At 72.6% G+C, this 20,326-nt stretch carries 15 protein-coding genes; 9 read left to right on the forward strand and 6 right to left on the reverse strand.

Annotated features, from left to right (window positions below):
• Nucleotides 1–146 precede the first annotated feature (146 nt).
• The 3 genes from ABGB18_RS07650 to ABGB18_RS07660 are packed head-to-tail and all read left to right on the forward strand — an operon-like array spanning nt 147 to nt 4,266.
• A complete protein-coding gene (locus tag ABGB18_RS07650; protein ID WP_347694656.1) occupies nt 147–1,898 on the forward strand; it encodes a glycoside hydrolase family 97 catalytic domain-containing protein in 1,752 nt (583 codons plus the stop codon).
• The gene (locus ABGB18_RS07655; RefSeq protein ID WP_347694657.1) at nt 1,895–3,070 is read left to right on the forward strand and encodes a CBM35 domain-containing protein; all 1,176 of its coding nucleotides are present in this window, start codon (nt 1,895–1,897) and stop codon (nt 3,068–3,070) included. The genes ABGB18_RS07650 and ABGB18_RS07655 overlap by 4 nt, the downstream gene beginning before the upstream one ends.
• Entirely contained in the window at nt 3,067–4,266 is a 1,200-nt protein-coding gene (locus tag ABGB18_RS07660) for a heparin lyase I family protein (RefSeq protein WP_347694658.1), read from the forward strand. Before ABGB18_RS07655 ends, ABGB18_RS07660 begins: the two co-directional genes overlap by 4 nt.
• A gap of 42 nt (nt 4,267–4,308) precedes the next feature.
• On the opposite strand, the gene ABGB18_RS07665 is transcribed toward ABGB18_RS07660, so the two are convergent.
• Nucleotides 4,309–6,078 (reverse strand): glycoside hydrolase family 36 protein, encoded by a 1,770-nt coding sequence (locus ABGB18_RS07665; RefSeq protein WP_347694659.1) that lies wholly within the window; start codon nt 6,076–6,078, stop codon nt 4,309–4,311.
• A gap of 9 nt (nt 6,079–6,087) precedes the next feature.
• Nucleotides 6,088–7,248 carry an ROK family protein gene (locus ABGB18_RS07670; protein WP_347694660.1) on the reverse strand — a complete coding sequence of 387 codons (1,161 nt, stop codon included), beginning with the start codon at nt 7,246–7,248 and terminating at the stop codon, nt 6,088–6,090.
• A gap of 71 nt (nt 7,249–7,319) precedes the next feature.
• Here ABGB18_RS07670 and ABGB18_RS07675 point away from each other — a divergent pair, with 71 nt between their 5' ends.
• Both ABGB18_RS07675 and ABGB18_RS07680 read left to right on the forward strand, forming a co-directional pair.
• A complete protein-coding gene (locus tag ABGB18_RS07675) occupies nt 7,320–9,401 on the forward strand; it encodes an alpha-galactosidase (protein WP_347694661.1) in 2,082 nt (693 codons plus the stop codon).
• A 98-nt stretch (nt 9,402–9,499) separates the two neighbouring features.
• A complete protein-coding gene (locus ABGB18_RS07680) occupies nt 9,500–10,129 on the forward strand; it encodes a hypothetical protein (RefSeq protein ID WP_347694662.1) in 630 nt (209 codons plus the stop codon).
• 7 nt (nt 10,130–10,136) lie between these two features.
• On the opposite strand, the gene ABGB18_RS07685 is transcribed toward ABGB18_RS07680, so the two are convergent.
• Both ABGB18_RS07685 and ABGB18_RS07690 read right to left on the reverse strand, forming a co-directional pair.
• Nucleotides 10,137–10,265 carry a hypothetical protein gene (locus tag ABGB18_RS07685; RefSeq protein WP_347694663.1) on the reverse strand — a complete coding sequence of 43 codons (129 nt, stop codon included), beginning with the start codon at nt 10,263–10,265 and terminating at the stop codon, nt 10,137–10,139.
• Nucleotides 10,262–11,602 (reverse strand): OFA family MFS transporter, encoded by a 1,341-nt coding sequence (locus ABGB18_RS07690; protein ID WP_347694664.1) that lies wholly within the window; start codon nt 11,600–11,602, stop codon nt 10,262–10,264. The genes ABGB18_RS07685 and ABGB18_RS07690 overlap by 4 nt, the downstream gene beginning before the upstream one ends.
• A gap of 76 nt (nt 11,603–11,678) precedes the next feature.
• Here ABGB18_RS07690 and ABGB18_RS07695 point away from each other — a divergent pair, with 76 nt between their 5' ends.
• The 3 genes from ABGB18_RS07695 (at nt 11,679) to ABGB18_RS07705 (ending at nt 16,840) form a co-directional block, all read left to right on the forward strand.
• Entirely contained in the window at nt 11,679–11,813 is a 135-nt protein-coding gene (locus ABGB18_RS07695) for a hypothetical protein (RefSeq protein WP_347694665.1), read from the forward strand.
• Between the two features lie 56 nt (nt 11,814–11,869).
• The gene (locus ABGB18_RS07700; RefSeq protein WP_347694666.1) at nt 11,870–12,916 is read left to right on the forward strand and encodes an aldo/keto reductase; all 1,047 of its coding nucleotides are present in this window, start codon (nt 11,870–11,872) and stop codon (nt 12,914–12,916) included.
• A gap of 117 nt (nt 12,917–13,033) precedes the next feature.
• Nucleotides 13,034–16,840 (forward strand): S8 family serine peptidase, encoded by a 3,807-nt coding sequence (locus ABGB18_RS07705; protein WP_347694667.1) that lies wholly within the window; start codon nt 13,034–13,036, stop codon nt 16,838–16,840.
• Between the two features lie 89 nt (nt 16,841–16,929).
• Here ABGB18_RS07705 and ABGB18_RS07710 read toward each other — a convergent pair whose 3' ends face one another.
• Both ABGB18_RS07710 and ABGB18_RS07715 read right to left on the reverse strand, forming a co-directional pair.
• Nucleotides 16,930–18,027 (reverse strand): hypothetical protein, encoded by a 1,098-nt coding sequence (locus tag ABGB18_RS07710; RefSeq protein WP_347694668.1) that lies wholly within the window; start codon nt 18,025–18,027, stop codon nt 16,930–16,932.
• Between the two features lie 93 nt (nt 18,028–18,120).
• Nucleotides 18,121–18,789, reverse strand: coding sequence for a DivIVA domain-containing protein (locus ABGB18_RS07715; RefSeq protein WP_347694669.1), 669 nt, complete (start codon nt 18,787–18,789; stop codon nt 18,121–18,123).
• A gap of 316 nt (nt 18,790–19,105) precedes the next feature.
• Between ABGB18_RS07715 and ABGB18_RS07720 the strand changes: the two genes are divergently transcribed.
• Complete coding sequence (locus ABGB18_RS07720) at nt 19,106–20,302, forward strand: cytochrome P450 (protein ID WP_347694670.1); 1,197 nt, start codon at nt 19,106–19,108, stop codon at nt 20,300–20,302.
• Nucleotides 20,303–20,326: the final 24 nt, after the last annotated feature.

Below are 20,326 nucleotides of genomic sequence, written 5' to 3' on the forward strand. Positions count from 1 at the left end.
TCAAGAATTGAATTGCGACCGTCATCACCCTAAGCTCAGGCGCACTGTGAGGAGATCCGGACCCCCGCGGAGCGCCGATTCGCAGGCCACGCCCGGTCACCGGCACCTGGGACCGAACTCCTCCTATCTCTTGGACTGGAGGACCCGTGCCGAACTGGACGCTCAGCGATCACGACATCGACGTGGCGGTCGCACTCTCCCCCGAGGGAGAGCTGACGATGGAGGTGCGGCACCGCGGCCGTGTCGTGGTGGCGCCGTCCCGGCTCGGCCTGCGCGCCGCCCACGAGGACCTGAGCACGGGCCTGGCCTTCGAGACGGTCTCCGAACCGCGGCGCATCGACGAGTCCTACCGGACGGTCATCGGCAAGCGGCGCGAGCACCGGCACACGGCCACCGAATGGACCCTGTCGTTCGCCAAGGGCGCCCACCGGCTCGACCTCCAGGTACGCATCACCGACCAGGGCGTGGCCTACCGGTACTCGGTGCCGTGGACCGGCCCGGTGACCGTCATGGAGGAGGTCTCCGAGTACGTACTGGCCGCCGACGCCCGCGCGGTGCTGCTGCCGTACGAGAACGGGCGCTCCGACTACGAGGAGATCCACCACCACACCACGGTCGGCGCGGCCGAGCACATCCGGTACGGCTACCCCTCCCTCTTCCAGACCGGCGGCTCCTGGCTGCTGGTCACCGAGTCGAACCTGGACAGCACCTACGCCGGCTCCCGCCTGCGCTTCGACGGCCGCGCCTTCAAGCTCGACCTGCCCGACCCGTACGTGACCGCGGCCAGCCCGCTCGTCACCCCGTGGCGCACCACGGTCATCGGCGCCGGCCTGGCCGCGATCGTGGAGAGCGACCTGGTGACGGGCCTCGCGGCGCCCTCGCGGGTCGAGGACACGAGCTGGATCCGGCCCGGCGCCGCCGCCTGGTCGTGGTGGTCCGACGGGCCCTCCACCCGTGATCCGGACGCCCAGAAGCGCTGGGTCGACTTCGCCGCCGCCAACGGCTGGCCGTACCTGCTGGCCGACGCCGGCTGGAACAAGGAGTGGATGCCGGAACTGATCGCCTACGCCCGCGAGCGCGGCGTCGGGGTCTGGCTCTGGTCGCACTGGCAGCACGTCGACACCGAGCTGGAGCACCGCCAGAAGCTCGCGCTCTGGAAGGAGTGGGGCGCGGTCGGCGTGAAGATCGACTTCACCGAGTCCGACGGCCAGGACCGGATGCGCTGGTTCGACTCCATCCTGGCCGCCACCGCCCGGCTGGGCCTCATGGTGGTCTTCCACGGCGGCACGATCCCGCGCGGCACCGAGCGCACCTGGCCGCAGTTCATGACCGCGGAGGCGGTCAAGGGCGCCGAGTGGATCAAGCCGAAGCCCGGCAAGCTGCCCCTCTACCCGCCCGAGCACTACCTGTCGCTCGCCTTCACCCGCAACGTGCAGGGCCCGATGGACTTCACCCCCTGCACCTTCACCGCGGTGCGCACCATCTCCGCCGGATTCGAGCTCGCCCTGTCGGTGCTCTTCGAGTCCGGTGTCCAGCACTTCGCCGACGGCATTGAGGCCTACGAAGCCAGGCCGGAGGCGCTGCGGCTGCTGTCCACCGTCCCCGCCGCGTGGGACGAGACACGGCTGCTGTCCGGCGACCCCGCCGGCCACATCCTCCTGGCCAGGAGGAACGGCGCCGAATGGTACGTCGGCGCGGGCGTCGCGGGCGAGGCCCGCACGCTCACCGTGCCGCTCGACTTCCTCGACGACGGGGAATGGGCGGCCGAGATCTACCGGGACGCCCCCGATGACCGCATCCACACCGAGACGGTCACGGTGGCCGCCGGGAGCAAGCTCGACCTCGCCGTCGCCCCCAACGGCGGGTTCACGCTGCATCTCACAAGAGAGGTCTCATGAACAAGCGACTGAGCGGCGTCTTGGCCGCCCTGGCACTCAGCGCGACCACGATCGCGCTGCCCGCCCCCGCCGGCGCCGGTGCCGCGGCCGCCGAGTGGACGCCGCGCTGGAGCCCGAACCCGGCGAACGACAGTGTCGCCGAGGCGTTCGAGGGCGTCGAGGACGACCGCGCCGACTCCCACCCCGGCACGACCCACATCTACGTATCCGGCGACGCCTACCGCTTCGACATGCACACCCAGGACCGCGACGGCGACGACCGGCAGCGCAACGAGGTCAAGGGCATGCGTACGGGCAGCGGCGACGCGTACCTGAAGATTCTGGAGAACGAGACCTGGCGCATCAGCTACCAGATGTACATCCCGGCCACGCTCGACTCCACCACCAGCTTCACCCACATCGCGCAGATGAAGACGCCCGGCTCGGGCGCGCCCCTCTACACGATGTCGCTCCCGGTCTCCGGCGGCACCCCCAAGATCAACGTGCGGTACTGGGACGAGGCCGAGCAGACCCACGAGGTGGGCAACGCCGACCTCGACCCGATCCAGGGCAAGTGGGTGGACACCACGTTCGAGTTCAAGGCCGCGGACGACGGTTACCTGCGCTGGATCCTGCGCGACGGCTCCACGACGCTGGTCGACCGGCGGCTGGACGACACCGACCTGTGGCGTGGCGACGACGAGTACCTGCGGCCCAAGTGGGGCATCTACCGCAGCATCGAGAGCTCCGGCCTGCAGGACACCTACCTGCTGGTCAGAAATCTGCGCGCGGAGCAGCTCACCGGCGACGGCGGCTCCGAGGCCCCCTCTTCCATCGAGGCCGAGCAGGGCTCCCTCAGCGGTACGGCCCGCACCACCTCCTGCTCCGGCTGCTCGGGCGGCACCAAGGTGGGCTGGCTCGGCAGCGGCTCCGGCAACGCGGTCACGCTGAACGTCCCGTCGTCCGCCGCCGGCGACCGGCAGCTCACCGTCCACGGCCTGGTGAGCGGCACGCGCAGCTTCCAGCTCAGCGTGAACGGCGGCACCGCCCAGACGGTCTCCCTGACGGGCACCAGTTGGAACGACCCCGTCGCCCGGACCGTCCAGGTGCGGCTCAACGCGGGCGCGAACAGCGTCCGCCTGTACAACGACGGCGCAAGCGCGCCCGACCTCGACAGGATCACTCTGCAATGAACAAGCACGGCCTGCGCCTGGCGGGCGTTCTGTCCGCCATGGCGCTGATCACCCAGGTGGGTGTGACCCCTCCGGCCTCCGCCGCCCCGAGGTGGGAGACGCGCTGGGACCCCAGCCCGAAGCGTGACGGGGTCAACGCGTTCGAGGCGCTGGAGGACGACAGGCGCGGCTCCCATCCCGAGGGGCTCCCGCACGTCAGCGTGGACGGCAACGCCTGGAAGTTCACCTCCCACCTGGAGGACCGCGACGGCTCGGACCGGATGCGCAACGAGGTCCGCGGCATGCGCACCGCCGACGGGACCCCGCTGGAGCCCCGCAAGGACGAGACCTGGCGGCTGTCCTACCAGATGTACATCCCGGACACCCTCGACGCGACCAGCAACTTCACCCACATCTGGCAGTTGAAGAACTCCGACGTCAGCACCCCGGTCGCGCAGGTGTCGCTGCCGATCGTGGGCGGCGTGCCGAAGATCGCGGCACGGTACTGGACGCTGGAGGACAACAAGTCGCACGACTTCGCCACGGCGGATCTGGAGCCGATCCAGAACAAGTGGGTGAACGTCACGATCGAGTTCAAGTCGAGCGACGACGGCTACCTGCGCTTCGTGCTCAAGGACGGGCCGAAGACGCTCGCCGACCAGACCGCCGAGCACATCGATCTGTGGTGGACACAGGAGCAGTACAACCGGCCCAAGTGGGGCATCTACCGCAGCATCAAGAGCGCCGGGCTGCAAGAGACGTACATGCTCGTCAGGAACCTCAAGGCGGAGCAGCTCGGGCCGGCGACCCCGCCGGTGAAGCTGCCCGCGCCCGACCGCGGCCCCGGCGCGTACGAGGCCGAGCGGGTCGGCAACATCTTCGAGGGCGCGGCCGAGCCCGCGTACTGCGCCGTGTGCTCCGGCGGGCGCAAGGTGATCCTCATCGGCGGCAACATCTACGACTACACCGTGATCAGAGGCGTGCTGTCGGAGACCACCGGGACGCGGCAGATGACCGTGCACGCGCTGGTGGACGGGTCGCAGTCGTTCTCCGTCAGCGTCAACGGCGGTGACGCGATCACGGTGCCCATGACGGGCACGAAGGACAAGGTCACCACCACGACCGTGCCGGTGGACCTGGTGGCGGGGGTCAACACCATCCGCTTCTTCGGCCTCACGGCCCGGGGCCCCGAGCTCGACAAGATCGTCATCAGGTGAACCGAACCCCTCGCGCGGCCGGTCCGGCCGCGCGAGGGGTTTCTAGCGCTCCAGGCGCAGCAGGCCGCCCTCGGGGACGGTGATCTCCACGACGCCGGGGTCCAGGCGTATGAGCTCCTCGCCGTGCGCCCGGCCCCGGCAGTCGTGCACCGCGGCGCGGGCCGTGACACGAGCTGGGCCCGGCTCGCGCACCCGGAGCAGGACGCCGGTGGAGGCGTCGGCGTTGGCCACGAAGAGCGTGCCGGCGGCGGGCACCTCGACCGGAAGCGGCGCGTACCGTGCGGTGATCACGGTGTCCGCCGAGCGGGCCGTCACCAGCGGGTAGGCCAGGTCGGGGCGGGCCGGCTCGAAGTCGCCGCGCTGCAGCACGGCGGCGTGCTCCCGGACGAAGGCCAGCCAGAAGCGCAGCACCTCCAGGTGCGCCGGGGTCTGCGCGGTCAGGTCGACCGAGATCTGCGGGACCGCGAACAGCACGTTGACGAGCTGCGCGGCGACGTGTTGCGGGCTCTCGTCAGGGTGCCACATGAGCATGTCGGCGTGCACGGCCAGCGGCCCGGCGATCAGCCGCAGGTCCACCGTGCGCTGCCGGTTGTGCAGCGGGCTGAGCGGGCAGTCGGAGGCCCGGATCATGGTGGCGTGCGGCCACAGGCCCGGGCTCACGTACGGCTGCCGCAGCTCCACCAGGCAGTCGCCGGGCAGTTGGGCCAGCAGCCTGCGCACGCCCTCGTTCACCGTGGCGCAGTCGGCCTCGGGCCCCGGCTCGGGCGGGTTCTCCACGGCGAACTGGTCGATGAAGTCGATCTTGAGGCCGTCCATCCCCCATTCCTTGACCGCCCGGGTGAGGTGGCCCGCCAGCAGGTCGCGAATGTGGGGGTAGCGGGGGTCGACGATGGCCGCGTTCATGTGCTCCTTGTAGGCCAGCGTGTACGGCTGTACGCGCTCCCACAGGCTGGTGTGGCGGCCCACGAAGGGCAGGGCGTACCACAGAAGGTAGGCGAGGCCGGTGTCGCGCACCCTGGCCGTGTGGGCCGCGATGTCGGGGAAGGCGGCGGGGGAGGGCTCCCACTCGCCGACGTAGCCGTACCCACGGCCCCGGTCGGTGCTGTGCCAGCCGTCGTCCACGATGATCGCCTCGCAGCCCAGCTCGGCCGCCGGGCCCGCCTGGCGCTCCACGCCGGCCGCGTCCACGTGCTGCTGCATGGCGTACCAGGTGGAGTAGGCGGGCATGCGGGCCACGTCGGGCACCTCGCGGGCCGGCCCGTGGACGGCGCCCCACCAGGCCGCCACGTCGGTCAGGGTGCGCGCGAAGTGCCGCCGGGACAGGTCGAGCCGCAGCAGCAGCCCGTCCCGCGGGTCCGCCTCGTGCTCCACCCAGAAGCCGAAGTCGCCGGTCTCCTCCACGACGCCGGTGCGGGTCCGTACCGGCCTGACGACCTCGCCCGCCGCATAGGTGCACAGGGCGACGTCGCCCGCGCCCACCAGGCAGCCGACGGGCGCGTTCTTCTCCAGGGCGGCCGTGCGGGGGCGGCGCCAGAAGGGCGGCAGCCCACGGTGCTCGCCCCCGTCGGCGGCCCAGAAGGCGGTCGCGTCCACGCACGGCACCTGCCAGCCCACCCGGATCTCGGTGGTCCGGTCGGGGACGACGCGCACCTCCAGCACGCCTGGGGCCGGCTCGCGCACGGTGCAGGTGAGCTCGGCGGCGCCGGAGCATTCGAGGGTGAGCCCGCCGGCGGTGACCTCCTTGGTCCGCCGCGGCATCTCGGTGGGCTGGGTGGGGTCGTGGGGCTGCCAGAGGCCGGGGGCCGCGGTCAAATCTCGCTCCTAGAGAGTGAAGAGGGTCTGGATGGCGACCGCGGCCGCGCCGCGCGCCCACTGCTCGAAGGTCCGCGGGCGGAGCAGCAGCCGGCAGTCGGCCGCCGCGCCGAACGCCTGGGCCGTGAACGACCGGTTGATCTGCTCCTCGAAGAGGTCGTAGGCGGCGAGCCCTGGCACGTCGCCGGTCACGATGATCCGCTCGGGGCCGAACAGGTTGGCCATCGCGGCCATGGCCAGGCCGATGGCGTGCCCGGCGCGGGCGAACACCGCCCGTACGGCCGGATCCCCCGCGTGGGCGGCGGCCAGGGCCGTCTCGAAGGTGGGCTCCTCGCCGGCGGCGCCGGCCGCGCGGACCGCCGCCACCAGCGGCGCGGTCCCGGCGATGGCCTCGACGCAGCCGCGCCCGCCGCAGTGGCACTCCGGCTCATCGCCGCCGACCGGGATGTGGCCGATCTCCCCGGCCACGCCGTGCGCGCCGGCCACCACGCGGCCGTTGGCCACGAGCCCGCAACCGATCCCCATCCCCACGGTGACCAGCGCGAACGACGAGGCCCCCACGCCGTCGCCGAACCACTGCTCGGCCACGGTGAGCGCCTTGACGTCGTTTTCCACCGTGACGGTCAGGCCGGTCGCCGCAGCGGCCAGACGGGCCAGCGGCACCTGCCGCCAGCCCAGAAAGGGCGAGTAGCGCACCAGGCCGTGGGCCTTGTCGACGTCGCCGGACACCGCCAGGCCCAGCGCGTGGCAGCGCTCGCCATAGGATGGGTCGGTGGCGAGCAGCCCGGCCACCAGCTCGGCCAGCTCCGCGACCACGCTGTCGACCTCCGTCGTCGCCAGCGGGCGGTGGGAGGAGACCAGCGGTTGCGCGCGCAGGTCGGTGACCACCCCGATGAGCTCGTCGTCGGTGATCTTCACGCCGATGAAGAACTCCCGGTCGGGGCGGATCGCCAGCGGGCTCGCGGGGCGCCCGGCTCCCGGCGCCGTCCGCTCGGTGGCCTCCAGCTCCTGCAGATAACCCTTCTCGATGAAAGGGCGGGCGGCCTTGGTGACGGCGGCCGACGACAGGCCGGTCCGCTTCGCGATCTCCACCCGGGAGACCGGCCCCTGCGTGAGGACCATGGTGAAGACCGTGGTCGCCGCGGGGGTGGTGGTGAGCCGAGGAAGCATGACGGCAATAGTATCAGTAATTAACTTCGTCAAGAATTGAATTCGGGGCGGGGTCTGCCTAGGCTCTCGCCATGCGACTCGTGACCCCACTGGCCTCCGCGGAGGCCGCCGACCGCAGGTGGCTGCTGCGTACCCCGACCACGAGCTATGTCGTCGGGCTGGGCGCCGACGACGCGCCCCGCTGCCTGCACTGGGGGCGCGCGCTGACCGCGGAGCAGGCCGCCGGGCTGGCGGCGCCCGCCACGGCGGGGGCCAGCAGCTTCGACAGCGCCACGGCCGGGGACGAGGAACTGGTCACCGAGGCCGGCGCCCGCTTCGAGACGCCCTCGCTGCAGGTGGCCTTCCCCGGCGGCGACCGGGGGATCGACTGGCGGTTCGACGCGGACGACGTGGACAGTACCGATGATCGGGGGCACCTCACGCTGCGGTTCGCCGACCGCCGCCATCCGTTCCTGGTCGAGCTGCACTATCGGGTGCACGCCGACAGCGACGTGATCGAGCGGTGGACCGTCCTGCGCTCGGCGCTGCCCGTGACCGTGCTGCGCTGCGACTCCGCGGCCTGGAGCGTTCCCGTGCTGGGCGGCTACCGGCTCAGCCACGTCACCGGCGGGTGGAGCGCCGAGCACACGCTGCGCCGTACCGAGCTGCCCGTGGGGGAGACCGTGCTGACCGGCCGGCGCGGGGTGAGCGGCCACCACGCGAACCCGTGGCTCATGATCGACGGTGGTGACGCCACAGAGACCCACGGCGAGGTGTGGGGCGGCGCGCTGGCCTGGAGCGGGAGCTGGCGCGTCACCGTCACCCGCGGCCCGGCCGGCCGCGCCGGGTGGACCGGTGGGGCCGGGCACGAGGGGCTGACGTTCCGGCTCGCGCCGGGCGCGGAGTGGGTGACGCCCGCCTTCGCCGGCCTGTACTCGGCGCACGGGTACGGCGGCGCCAGCCGGGCCTGGCACCGCCACGTCGCCCGCCACGTGCTGCCGGAGCCCGACGAGCCGCGGCCCGTGCTGTACAACTCGTGGGAGGCCGTCGGCTTCGAGGTCGACGAGGCCAACCAGCTCCGGCTGGCCGGGCTGGCGGCCGAGGTGGGCGCGGAGCTGTTCGTGGTGGACGACGGCTGGTTCGGCGGGCGGGTCGGCGACCGGGCCGGGCTCGGCGACTGGTGGCCCAACCGCGAGCGCTTCCCCGGCGGCCTGACACCGCTGATCGACGAGGTGCACCGGCTGGGCATGCGCTTCGGCCTGTGGGTGGAGCCCGAGATGGTCAACCCCGACAGCGACCTCTACCGGGCGCACCCCGACTGGGTGCACCACACGCCCGGCCGCCCGCGTACCGAGTTGCGCAACCAGCTCGTCCTCAACCTGGCCCGGCCCGAGGTGGCCGACCAGGTGCGCAAATGGCTGCACGAGCTGGTCGCGGAGCACGAGATCGACTTCCTCAAGTGGGACTTCAACCGCGCGCTCACCGAGGCGGGACCGGACGGCCGGGTCTGGCACGACCACGTCAGGGCCGTGTACGCCATCCTCGACCAGCTCCGCGCCGACCACCCCGGCCTGCGGGCCGAGGGCTGCGCGGGTGGCGGGGGGCGTACCGACCTCGGCATGATGGCCCGCACCGACCAGGTGTGGACCTCCGACAACACCGACGCCCACGACCGCATCGCCATCCAGCGCGGTTTCAGCCAGGTCTACCCCGCCCGCGCGATGGCCGCCTGGGTCACCGACAGCCCGAACCCGCTCACCGGCCGGGTCACCCCGCTGCGCTTCCGCTTCCACGTCGCGATGGCGGGAGCGCTCGGGCTCGGCGGCGACCTGCTCGCCTGGAGCCCGGAGGAGCTGGCCGAGGCGGCCCGGCTGGTCGCCGTCTACAAGGACATCCGGCCGGTCGTGCAGTTCGGGGAGCAGTACCGGCTCGACGGCGGCGTGCAGTACCTCGACGGGGACCGTGTGGTCGTGCTGGCCTGGCGCGGGCCGGTCGCGTTCGGCGAGCCGCGTGTCCCGCTCCGGCCGGCCGGGCTCGACCCGCTCGGCCGCTACCGCGACGAGGACACCGGCGAGCTGCACCACGGGGCCGTGCTGATGGCGTCGGGGCTGCACCTCGACCTGACCGGGGGCGACTACGCCAGCGCCCTCGTACGCCTGCGGAAGGAGGGCTGAGGAGAACACACCGCCGCCAGGTGTACGCCCCGCCGGACACTTCGCAAAACCCTGAAGCGGCAGGTGGCGGCCCAGGCGGCCCAATAGCGTGCCATCCCATGACATACGGCACCCAACAGCCACCGTTCTCCGCCCGGCAACCACCCCCGGTCGTGATCGACGTCGCTCGCGACGCCAGGGTCAAGGCGCTGGTCGGCGGCTCGGTCGCGGGCGTGATCGGGATCATCACCCTCTTCTCGGCCCTCACCGGCCAGGTGACGGGCGGCTCCGGCACCGTGGCCGTCAGCGCCGTCCTCGGGCTGCTCTTCCTCGGTATCGGCCTGCTGCCGCTCATCGCCTGGCGCAAGATCAGCCGCCCGCGCCGGCTCGTCTTCGACGGCTTCGGCGTGCGCTGGGACGACCCCCAGGGCCGGCCGTGGGCCGCCGGGTGGGCGGAGCTGGCCGGGGTGGGCATCTCGCGCACGCGGCAGCGCCGTGTCAGGGCGGCCGACCACATCATCCGCAAGACGATGGTCCGGCTCGACCTCTTCGCCGCCGACCCGGGCTTCCGCGCCCGGCACCCGGAGATGGAGCACATGTGGGAGTTCCACACGGTGAAGAACGGCTACCGGCTGCCGCTCGGCTCCAACCCCAAGTACGTCCCCGTCATCGAGCACGCCATGCGGCGGTTCCGCCCGGCGGCCTTCCTGGGCGTGCGCGACGAGGGGTTCGTGGTGGGGCTGGTCTGAGGACCGGTCAGAAGAGCTGGGCCAGCCTCGGGAACAGCTCGTACACGCCGTACGCGAAGGGCAGCCCGACCCAGGCCCAGGCCAGCACCGTCAGCCCGGTGCGCCGCTCCGCCGCCGCGTCCGTGGTGGTGGTCAATTCGCCTCCACTTTCTCGTGGAACCTGTCGTGTACCGGCCGGATCAGCTCGTTGGCGACGAAGCCCAGCACGAGCAGCCCGATCATGATGTAGAGGGACGTCGTGTAGAGCTCCGGCCCGGAGCGCCCGGCGGCCTTCTGCCCGTCGGCGATGGCGTTGATGATCAGCGGGCCCAGCACGCCCGCGGTGGACCAGGCGGTGAGCAGGCGGCCGTGGATCGCGCCGACCTGGTACGTGCCGAACAGGTCCTTCAGGTACGCCGGCACGGTCGCGAACCCGCCGCCATAGAAGGACAGGATCCCCATCGCGCACACGATGAACAGCGGCTTGGAGTTGTCCCCGGCTATGGTGATCGCCAGGTACAGCAGCGCGCCGACACCCAGGTAGACCCGGTACATGTTCTTGCGCCCGATCAGGTCCGAGGTGGACGACCAGACGAAGCGCCCGGCCATGTTGGCCAGCGACAGCAGCGCGACGAAGCCCGCCGCCGCGCTCAGCGTGACCGGGGTGGCCGTGCCGGAGAAGAAGTCCTGGATCATGGGCGAGGCCTTCTCCAGGATGCCGATGCCCGCGGTGACGTTGAAGCACAGGACGATCCACAGGCACCAGAACTGGGGTGTGCGGATCGCGTTGCGGGCCGACACGTCGGCCATGGTGATCAGCGGCCGGGCCGTCACGGCGGGCGGCTTCCAGCCCCGCGGCCGCCAGCCGTCCGGCGGCACCCGTACCAGCAGCACTCCCATGGTCATGAAGACCGCGTAGACCACGCCGTGCACCAGGAAGGTCGTGGCGATCCCTGACGTGGTGGTGCCGAAGGAGCTCAGCATCTGCGTCGACCACGGCGAGGCGATGAGCGCGCCGCCGCCGAATCCCATGATCGCGATGCCGGTCGCCATGCCGGGCCGGTCCGGGAACCACTTGATCAGCGTGGACACCGGTGAGATGTAGCCGATGCCGAGCCCGATCCCGCCCACGAACCCGTAGCCGAGGACGACCAGCCAGTACTGCCCCGTGGCCACGCCCAGCGCGGACAGCAGGAACCCGGAGGAGAAGCAGGACATCGACACGAACATCGCCCAGCGCGGCCCGTTGCGCTCCACGAGCGTGCCGCCGAAGGCGGCCGACAGCCCGAGCATGACGATGCCGAGCTGGAACGGCAGGGCACTCTGGGTGCCCGAGAGCTGGAGCGAGGATTCGAGCGGGGGCTTGAACACGCTCCACGCGTACGCCTGCCCGATGGCCAGGTGCACGGACAGCGCCGCGGGGGGCACCAGCCACCGGCTCCAGGAGGGAGGGGCGATGGTACGGGAGCGGCTGAGGAATCCTGAGGGGCTCACTAACCTCGTGCTGACTGCCACCTGCCACGGGTACCACATACGGTATGCAGTATTGGGAACGCCTGCGACTTTTACGGTGAGCGGTCCGATCTTGGCGACGAACGGCGCGGGGCACGGCGGTACGGGCTGGGGCACGGTCGTCCGGCGGCAGACCGACTGGCTGGCCTTCGTCATGCGCGAGCTGGGACTGACCCCGGTGACGGAACAGTAGTGCCGTTAGTGCGCTATGCTCCTTAACGGTACAAAATCACCGTTAAGGAGGTCATCATGGAATATCGGCAGTTGGGCGCCTCCGGGCTCAAGGTTCCGGCGCTCAGCTTCGGCGCCGGGACGTTCGCCGGCAAGGGCGAGCTGTTCGGCGCGTGGGGCGACACCGGGGTGGCGGAGGCCAGGCGGCTGGTGGACATCTCGCTCGACGCGGGGGTGACCATGTTCGACACCGCCGACGTCTACTCCGACGGCGCCTCCGAAGAGGTGCTGGGCGCGGCGATCAAGGGGCGGCGGGACCGGCTGCTCATCTCCACCAAGGCCGGGCTGCCCACGGGCGACGGGCCGCAGGACGCGGGCACCTCGCGGGCCCGGCTGGTCAAGGTGGTCGACGCCGCCCTGCGCCGGCTGGGCACCGAGCACATCGACCTCTTCCAGCTGCACGCCTTCGACGCGGCGACCCCGGTGGAGGAGGTGCTGTCCACGCTCGGCGACCTGGTCAGCGCCGGCAAGCTGCGCTACGTGGGGGTGTCCAACTTCGCCGGCTGGCAGCTCATGAAGTCGCTCGCCGCCGCCGACCGGTACGGCTACCCGCGTTACGTGGCCCACCAGGTCTACTACTCCCTGGTGGGCCGGGACTACGAGTGGGAGCTGATGCCGCTCGGCCGCGACCAGGGCGTCGGCGCGCTGGTGTGGAGCCCGCTCGGCTGGGGCCGCCTCACCGGCCGGATCCGCCGCGGCCGGCCGCTGCCCCCGGACAGCCGGCTGCACCGCACCGCCGCCTTCGGCCCGCCGGTCGACGACGAGCGCCTGTACACGGTGGTGGACGCCCTGGACGAGATCGCCGCGGAGACCGGCCGGTCCGTCCCCCAGATCGCGCTGAACTGGCTGCTCCGGCGCCCGACCGTCGCCTCGGTCATCGTCGGCGCCCGCAACGAGGCACAGCTCCGGGAGAACCTCGGCGCCGCCGGCTGGCACCTCACCCCGGACCAGGTGGCCCGCCTCGACGCCGCCAGCGCCACCACCACGCCCTACCCCTACTTCCCCTACCGGCACCAGGAGGGCTTCGCCCGCCTCAACCCTCCCATCGAGTCCCTGGCCCACTGATCCCCGGCCTGGCGGATTCACGACACGTCCGGATGTCGCCACCCATTCCTGTGGACGAGGACACGACCACCTGACTAGGAATTGGTCCGTCCCAAGCAGGAATTTCGGAGGTGGCATATGTCTGCCCGGTTGTGGCGATGGGCGGCGGTGGCCGCCTGCGTGACCTCGACGCTGGCCACCGGCCACGGAACCCCGGCGCTCGCCGACGGCGCCCCCGCCCCCCGCCCGGCCGCGACCCCGGCCGACTACGACCTCACGCTGATCACCGGCGACCAGGTCCACGTCACCACCGGAAGCGACGGCCACGAGCAGGCCACCGTCACCCCGGCGGCCCGCGGCGGCGGCCGCTTACCGTCCGGCTTCCGCATCGCGGAGAGCGGTGGCGAGCTGAGCGTCATCCCCGATGACATGGCCCCGCTGATCCCGCGGTTGCTGGATCCCGAACTGTTCAACGTCACCGCGCTGGCCGAGCAGGGCCACGCCGACGACCAGGGCACCACGATCCCGCTGATCCTCTCCTACCGGGACACGGCCGCCACGAAGGCCGCCATCCCGGCGGTCAAGCCGCTGCGCACCCTGGAGAGCATCGGCGCGGCGGGCGTCTCGGTGGACAAGGCCAAGGCCGCGGAGCTCGGCACGGAGCTGGCCCGCCTCGCGGGCGCCGACGCCGCCACGGTGGCGGCCTCGCCCCTGAACGGCGTGTCGAAGATCTGGCTCGACCACAAGGCCGAGGCGACGCTCGACCACAGCGTCCCGCAGATCGGCGCGCCCGCCGCCTGGCAGGCCGGATACGACGGAACGGGCACGACGGTGGCCGTGATCGACTCGGGCATCGACACCGGCCATCCCGACCTGGCCGGCAAGGTCGTCGGCGAGCGCGACTTCACCGGGCTCGGTGACACCCGCGACGCGTTCGGCCACGGCACCCACGTCGCCGACACCATCGCCGGCTCGGGCGCCGCCTCGGACGGCAGGCTCAAGGGCGTCGCCCCCGGCGTCTCCCTGCTCAACGCCCGCGTCCTGGACGCCGTCGGCGAGGGCTACTCCTCGGGCATCATCGAGGCGATGGAATGGGCGGCGGGCGAGAAGCACGCCGACATCGTGAACATGAGCCTGGGCATCGCCGAGTCGGACGGCCCGGTCACGGAGGCCGTCGGCAGGCTGACCCAGCAGTACGGAACCCTGTTCGTGGTGGCGGCGGGCAACAACGGCTGCGGCGTCTGCGTTCTCAGCCCCGGCGACGCCCCGGACGCCCTGACCGTCGGCGCCGTGGACGCCGAGGACGAACGGGCGGAGTTCTCCGATTACGGGCCCGTCGGGATGCGGCGCGCGGTCAAGCCCGACGTCACCGCCCCCGGCGTCGGCATCGTCGCCGCCCGGGCGGGCGGCACCGGCCTCGGGGAGCCGGTGGACGACCACTACACCCGCGTGTCGGGCACCTCCATGGCCACCCCGCACGTCGCCGGCGCCGCGGCGCTGCTGCGCCAGGCCCGCCCCGGCGTCACCGGGGCCGAGCTGAAGGCCCTGCTCATGGGCACGGCGAAGCCGCACCCCGGCACGTCCGTGGACCAGCAGGGCACCGGCAGGATCGACGTCGCCAAGGCGATCGCGGAGCCCGTACTGGCCTCCTCCGGCGTGCTCGACTTCGGCGTGTCCGCACCCTCCGAGGAGGTCACCCGGCGGGTGACGTACCGGAACCCCGGCGCGGAGCCCGTCACGGCCCGGCTCACCGCGAGCGGCCCCTTCACCGTCTCCGCCGCCGAGCTCACCGTCCCCGCGGGCGGCACGGCCACGGCGGAGGTCGCGCTCGACGCCAAGGAGCAGGGGCCCCTGCGCGGGGAGCTCGTCGCGACCGCCGGCGACGGCGCTTCCGCCCGCACGCTGCTGACCGGCAACGTGGAGCGCCGGCGCGCGAGGCTGCACGTGACCGCGGTCGCCAGGGACGGCCGCCCGGCCGCCGCCCTGGTCAACGTGGTCGACGTGGACAACGGCATGCGCAACGGGCTCACGATGCCCACCGACCCCGTCCAGCACTGCCCCGACGAGGCCTGGTACGACACGTGCCTGCTGGTGCCACCCGGCACCTACTCCGTCTTCGGCCCCGTCAGGACGCTGCGCCCCGAGGTGGACAGCCGCCTCACCGGCGACCGCGGCGACGTGCTCAACACCACCCTCGCCGGCGACCCCGAGGTACGCGTCGAAGGCGACACCGACGTCGTGCTCGACGCCCGCCGGGGCACCGAGGTGGAGATCAGCACCCCCGACCACCGCGACGCGAGGGCGAATCCGGGCGGGGCGACGAAGTTCTCCTGGCACCGCGCCCCGGTCAAGGGGGAGGCGCTGGACGAGACGTTCCTGCCCGCCGGGAACGCCGAGCAGCGCATGTTCGTCACGCCGACCAAGCGGGTGACGAAGGGCGAGTTCACCATGGCCACCCGCTGGCGGCTGGAGGCGCCCGAGATCACCATGACGGCCCCCGGCGTCGAGCTCGACGCCGAATACTACGACCCGGTCTGGTTCAGCGACTTCTCCGACCAGTTCCCGCGCCTGGAGGGCACGGCCCGGCTCACCGCCGTGGACGCCGGGCGGGGGCGCCCGCAGGACCTCGCGGGCCGCGACCTGCGCGGCCGGCTGGCCGTCATCCGCCGCACCGAGGGCGTCACCGTGGCCGCCCAGTCGAACGCCGCGGCCAGGGCCGGGGCCAGGATGGTGGCGATCTACAGCGACCGGCCGGGCATCGACGCCACGGCCGGCGGCGAGGGCGTCACGCTCGCCGTGCCGACCGTGCGGCTCTCCCACGAGGCGGGCCGCGCGCTGGTCGAGCGCCTGCGGCGGCGGCCCGTGACGGTGCGGGCCGAGGGGATCACGGCCAGCCCGTACGCCTACGACCTCGACTTCCGCGAGGAGGGCCGGGTGCCCGACCGTTTGCGGTACGAGGTGCGGACCAAGTCGCTGGCCCGGGTGGAGTCGAGCTTCCACAGCCAGGCCACGGCCGACCTCGTCCTGTCCGAGGTCAGGTACGCCTGGCAGCCCTGGGAGACCTTCTCCGTGGACGTCACGCGGTCGCTCCGGCACGCCCCGCGCACCCGGGTGGACTACCTCACCGCCGACCCGGACGTGCGGTGGAGCGCGGCGGTGGAGATGCCCGAGCGGCCCTACAACTACGCCTTCGAGCATCCGGACCGGTCCGCGATCGCCCTGGCCGAGCCGGTCCAGCGCGCGTTCCGGCCGGGCGAGCGCGCCGAGGTGTCCTGGTTCAGGCAGCCACTGCTGCCCGAGACCCACCCGGCCATCCCGATCCGCCGGGAAGGCGACCTGCTGAAGCTCGACCTGCAGGGGTACGTGGACGCCGACGGGCACCCCGGCGTGGCGGCGAGCGAGGACTTCCCCGCGGGCAAGAAGACCGACTTCCGGCTCTACCAGGGCCAGAAGCTGCTCACCCAGACCGGCAGACGTCCCCAGGGCACCCTGGCCCTGCCGCCGGAGAGCACGCCGTACCGGATCGTGTACGACCTGACGAATCGGGCGACCTGGGCCCGCCTGTCCACCCGGACCCATACGGAATGGACGTTCACCTCCGCCCGTCCCGCCTCGGGCACCCAGGTGATCCCGCTCCTGTTCGCCGATCTCGACATCGCGGCGGACCTGGAGAACCGGGTCGGCTCCCAGCGGATCGGCCTGAGCTTCCACAGCCAGCAGGGCGCCTCCACCGGCCGGGTCAGGGACGTGTCACTGGAGGTGTCGTACGACGACGGTGTCACCTGGCGGCCGGTGCGGCGCCTGCGTGACAAGGGCGGGAACGCCTTCGAGGCCACCCTCGACCGGCCGCCCGCGCACGGGTTCGCCTCGCTCCGGCTGAAGGCCACCGGGCAGGCGGGCGCCACCCTCCACCAGGAGGTGATCCGCGCCTACGCCCTGCGCTGACCCCACGAATTTCCAAGGCCCCGCCGCCCCGCCGGAAACCTCCGCCGGCGGGGCGGCGGCGTTTTCTGATCCCGATATTGCGATGGGTCCTATCGGTCCCGTTCCTCCCGGCGCTGGAGATGGGCCCGCTTCCGGCCCGTGGGCGCCGGCACCGGCCCGCTGCCGGCGAACGGCCCGTACGAGGGTGTGGGTTCGGTGTGGGCGTGCGGCCACGGCGGCGCGGCGCCGCCGCGAAGGAACAGCCCGTGGGACGCGCCGGGGGACGGGGTGGGCCCGGTGCGGGCGTGCGTGTCCAGGTCCGGTGAGAGCGGGAACGGGCGGCTCGGTCGCGGGCCGGGGTGGGCCGGATCTTCGAGAGCCACCGGGACCGCGCCGACCCACTGGACGGTGCCGAGCCCACCGGCGACCATGGCCGCCACCATCCCCGCGACGACCAGGTGACGCCGGGGCAGCCGCCCAGCGCCCCGCCCCACCGCCAGCCGCAAACCCACCAGGGCGGTGCGGGACAGCACCCCCGCCACCGCGCCGAGCAGGATCGGCACCGCGTGTGCCGGGATCGGGCGCACGGTGGCGATGACGACGCCGAGGGCGGGACCGGCGCACGAGATCGCCAGCCACGGCCACAACCGCCGCCGCGCCATGCCGAGCATCGCCGCCACCGCCAGTCCCTCGCTCGCGGAGTGCACCGCCAGCGCGACGACCACGACGACCGAGGCGGCCAGCGCGAGCGTCGCCCCCTCGATCGCCCGGTGCACGACCAGGGCCACCGCCGTGCCGACCCCGCCGAACCACGCCGCGCCGGCCGCCCCCGCGGCCCGGCGGTGCAGCCCGGGCGCGTGCCGCCCGGCCCCGGCGGGCGGCACGTGGCCGGGCGCGCCACCGTCGCGGGTGAAGACGGCGATGGCCAGGAAGCCCGCCGCGGCGGACGCGCCGACGAGCCACTGCGGGATCCCGTGCCCGGCGGCACCCTGCCAGGCGCCGGGAAGGAGATCGGTCAGCACGGTGACCAGCATCACCGCCGACGAGACCGTCAGCCACATGGTCAGCCGCGCCGCGGTCCGGCGGGCCAGCCACGCGCCACCCAGCGTGAACAGCGCGATCAGCGCCACGGCGAGCCACACCCCGATGCCGGCGTCGGCGCCCCCGGGCGCGGGCCCCGCGGCCGGAATCCATGTCGTTGTCGTCACCACGCCTCAGCTCCTCCTGCCGGGCCCGTCCATCGGGCCGCCGCATGGGGCTCACCAGCCCGGCCCTCCGCTCTCGCGTTCATTCAGCGGGGCCTATTCATGGGGTGGGTCGGACGGCGGGCGGGGAGCGGCCACCTGTGGGGGAGGGGGCTCGTCGAGTGACAGGTGCCAGCCGGCCTCCAGCTCCGTCAGGTCCGTGAGCAGCATGCGGATCTGGGTCACCTGGGACGCCAGCGCGTCCGCCACGCGGTCGCGGTAGTCGCTCGCCGAGCGGTTGACGGAGTCCAGCCGCCGCGCCAGCTCCCGCCGGCCGAGGTCCAGGGCCTCGCGCTCCCGCTCCACCTGGGCGAGGGCGTGGTTCTTCAGGGCCTCGGCCTGCTCGCGGGCCTCCCGCGTGATGCGCTCGGCCTCCTGCTGGGCACCGGCGATGGCACGGCCGGCGGTCTCCTGCGCCAGCGCCACGATCCGCGCCGAGTCGGCCTTGGAACGCGCGTCCGCGCTCGGCCGGGCGCGCAGCTCGGCGTTCTCGCGCAACAGCACGCCGAGGGAGATCTCCACCTGGGCGAGGAACTCGTCCACCTCGGCGAGGTCGTATCCCTCGCGCAGGCGCACCACGGTGAAGACCTGATTGCGCACGGCGGAGGGATCCAGCACCGTCGCGGTGGCCCGCGGGTATGGCAGGGCCGGCGCGTCGCCGTTCGTGGCGGGCGGGGCTGGGTCACCCCTTTCTACGGTGGGGTCGGGGTGCGGGGCCTGGGACATGGCGACTCCTGTCGGTGCACCGGTGAGCCCCATGGGGCCCGTGTGAGCTGCGATGTTACGCAGAGTTGTTGTCTCGTTGCCCTCCGCTTAAACATCTGAGCCGCCGTTCAGGCGATGCGTCAGGGGGCGCGGAGCGGCCTCGTCACCACTGCCGGCCGCGCCGGATCGCCGACGGGGACGGGCCGATCGTGCCGGGTCTCCCCGCGAGGTGGCGACCGGGAGGGGGCCGTCGCTCGACCCGCTAAGTGATAGGTTACTATCGTTTTGGGTGGCGAGATCAGCACCCGTTCGACAGTCGAGCCTGTCAGGAGATGACATGAGCGATTCTGCGACATTGCCTCTGTACATGCGGCGCTCGGCCTTCGACCCGGACCCCGAGATGGCGGTGCTGCGTGACGGCGAGGGCGTGCGGCGGGTGACCACGATGTTCGGCATCGACGCGTGGCTCGTCACGCGGTTCGCCGACGTCAGGGAGGTGCTGGGGGACGCCGAGCGGTTCAGCATCGCCCAGCGGACGAGCTTCCGGCCGCCGGGCATGGAGAAGTTGACCGATGAGCAGCTCAAGACGATGCGGGCGGGCAACCTGCTGGCCTTCGACCCTCCCGAGCACACCCGGCTGCGGCGGATGCTGACGCCCGAGTTCACCATGCGCCGGATGCGCCGCCTGGAGCCGCGCGTCAAGGAGATCGTGACCGCGCACCTCGACGCGATGGAGGCCGCGGGCTCGCCGGCGGACCTGGTCAAGGACTTCGCGCTGCCGGTCCCGTCCCTGGTGATCTGCGAGCTGCTGGGCGTGCCGTACGACGACCGGGAGGACTTCCAGCGGCGTTCCGGCAGGATGCTCGACCTCTCGCAGCCTCTCGAACAGCGGGTGGCGGCGCAGCTCGAAGGGCGCGCCTACATGGGCGAGCTGGTCGCCCGCCACCAGGCCGATCCGGGCGAGGACCTGCTCGGCATGCTCATCCGCGAGCACGGCGACGACCTGTCCACCGACGAGCTCATCGGCATCGGCAACCTGCTGCTGCTGGCCGGCCACGAGACCACCTCCAACATGCTCGGCATCGGCACCCTGGCCCTGCTGCGCCACCCGGACCAGCTCGACCTCCTCAGGAAGGAGCCCGAGCGGATCAACGCCGCGGTGGAGGAGCTGCTGCGCTGGCTCAGCATCGTGCACTCGGGCACGTTCAAGATCACCACCACCGAGGTCGAGCTGTCGGGCGTGCGCATCCCGGCGGACGCCCTGGTGGTGTGCGCGCTGCCGGCGGCCAACCGGGACCCGGGGCTCGTCCCCGACGCCGACCGGCTCGACATCTCCCGCGGCGACATGGGGCACGTCGCCTTCGGCCACGGCGTGCACCACTGCCTGGGGGCGCCGCTGGCCCGGATGGAGATGCGGATCGCCTTCCCGGCCCTCTTCGAGCGCTTCCCGGGGCTGCGGGAGGCCGGCGAGCCTGCCGAGTTCCGCTCGTTCAACGTCGTCTACGGCCTGACCGCCTTCCCGGTGGCCTGGTAGCCCCTCTAGCGCGCGCCGGGGTGA

Origin of the sequence: Nonomuraea sp. B12E4 (assembly GCF_039871825.1) — a bacterium.
In the GTDB taxonomy this organism is placed as follows: domain Bacteria; phylum Actinomycetota; class Actinomycetes; order Streptosporangiales; family Streptosporangiaceae; genus Nonomuraea.

Excerpts from the sequence above, each read along its gene's own strand:
- ABGB18_RS07670 (WP_347694660.1), bottom strand. The coding sequence starts at position 7,248 with ATGCTTCCTCGGCTCACCACCACCCCCGCGGCGACCACGGTCTTCACC.
- ABGB18_RS07700 (WP_347694666.1), top strand. The coding sequence starts at position 11,870 with ATGGAATATCGGCAGTTGGGCGCCTCCGGGCTCAAGGTTCCGGCGCTC.
- ABGB18_RS07675 (WP_347694661.1), top strand. The coding sequence starts at position 7,320 with ATGCGACTCGTGACCCCACTGGCCTCCGCGGAGGCCGCCGACCGCAGG.
- ABGB18_RS07720 (WP_347694670.1), top strand. The coding sequence starts at position 19,106 with ATGAGCGATTCTGCGACATTGCCTCTGTACATGCGGCGCTCGGCCTTC.
- ABGB18_RS07660 (WP_347694658.1), top strand. The coding sequence starts at position 3,067 with ATGAACAAGCACGGCCTGCGCCTGGCGGGCGTTCTGTCCGCCATGGCG.
- ABGB18_RS07655 (WP_347694657.1), top strand. The coding sequence starts at position 1,895 with ATGAACAAGCGACTGAGCGGCGTCTTGGCCGCCCTGGCACTCAGCGCG.
- ABGB18_RS07715 (WP_347694669.1), bottom strand. The coding sequence starts at position 18,789 with ATGTCCCAGGCCCCGCACCCCGACCCCACCGTAGAAAGGGGTGACCCA.
- ABGB18_RS07680 (WP_347694662.1), top strand. The coding sequence starts at position 9,500 with ATGACATACGGCACCCAACAGCCACCGTTCTCCGCCCGGCAACCACCC.
- ABGB18_RS07705 (WP_347694667.1), top strand. The coding sequence starts at position 13,034 with ATGTCTGCCCGGTTGTGGCGATGGGCGGCGGTGGCCGCCTGCGTGACC.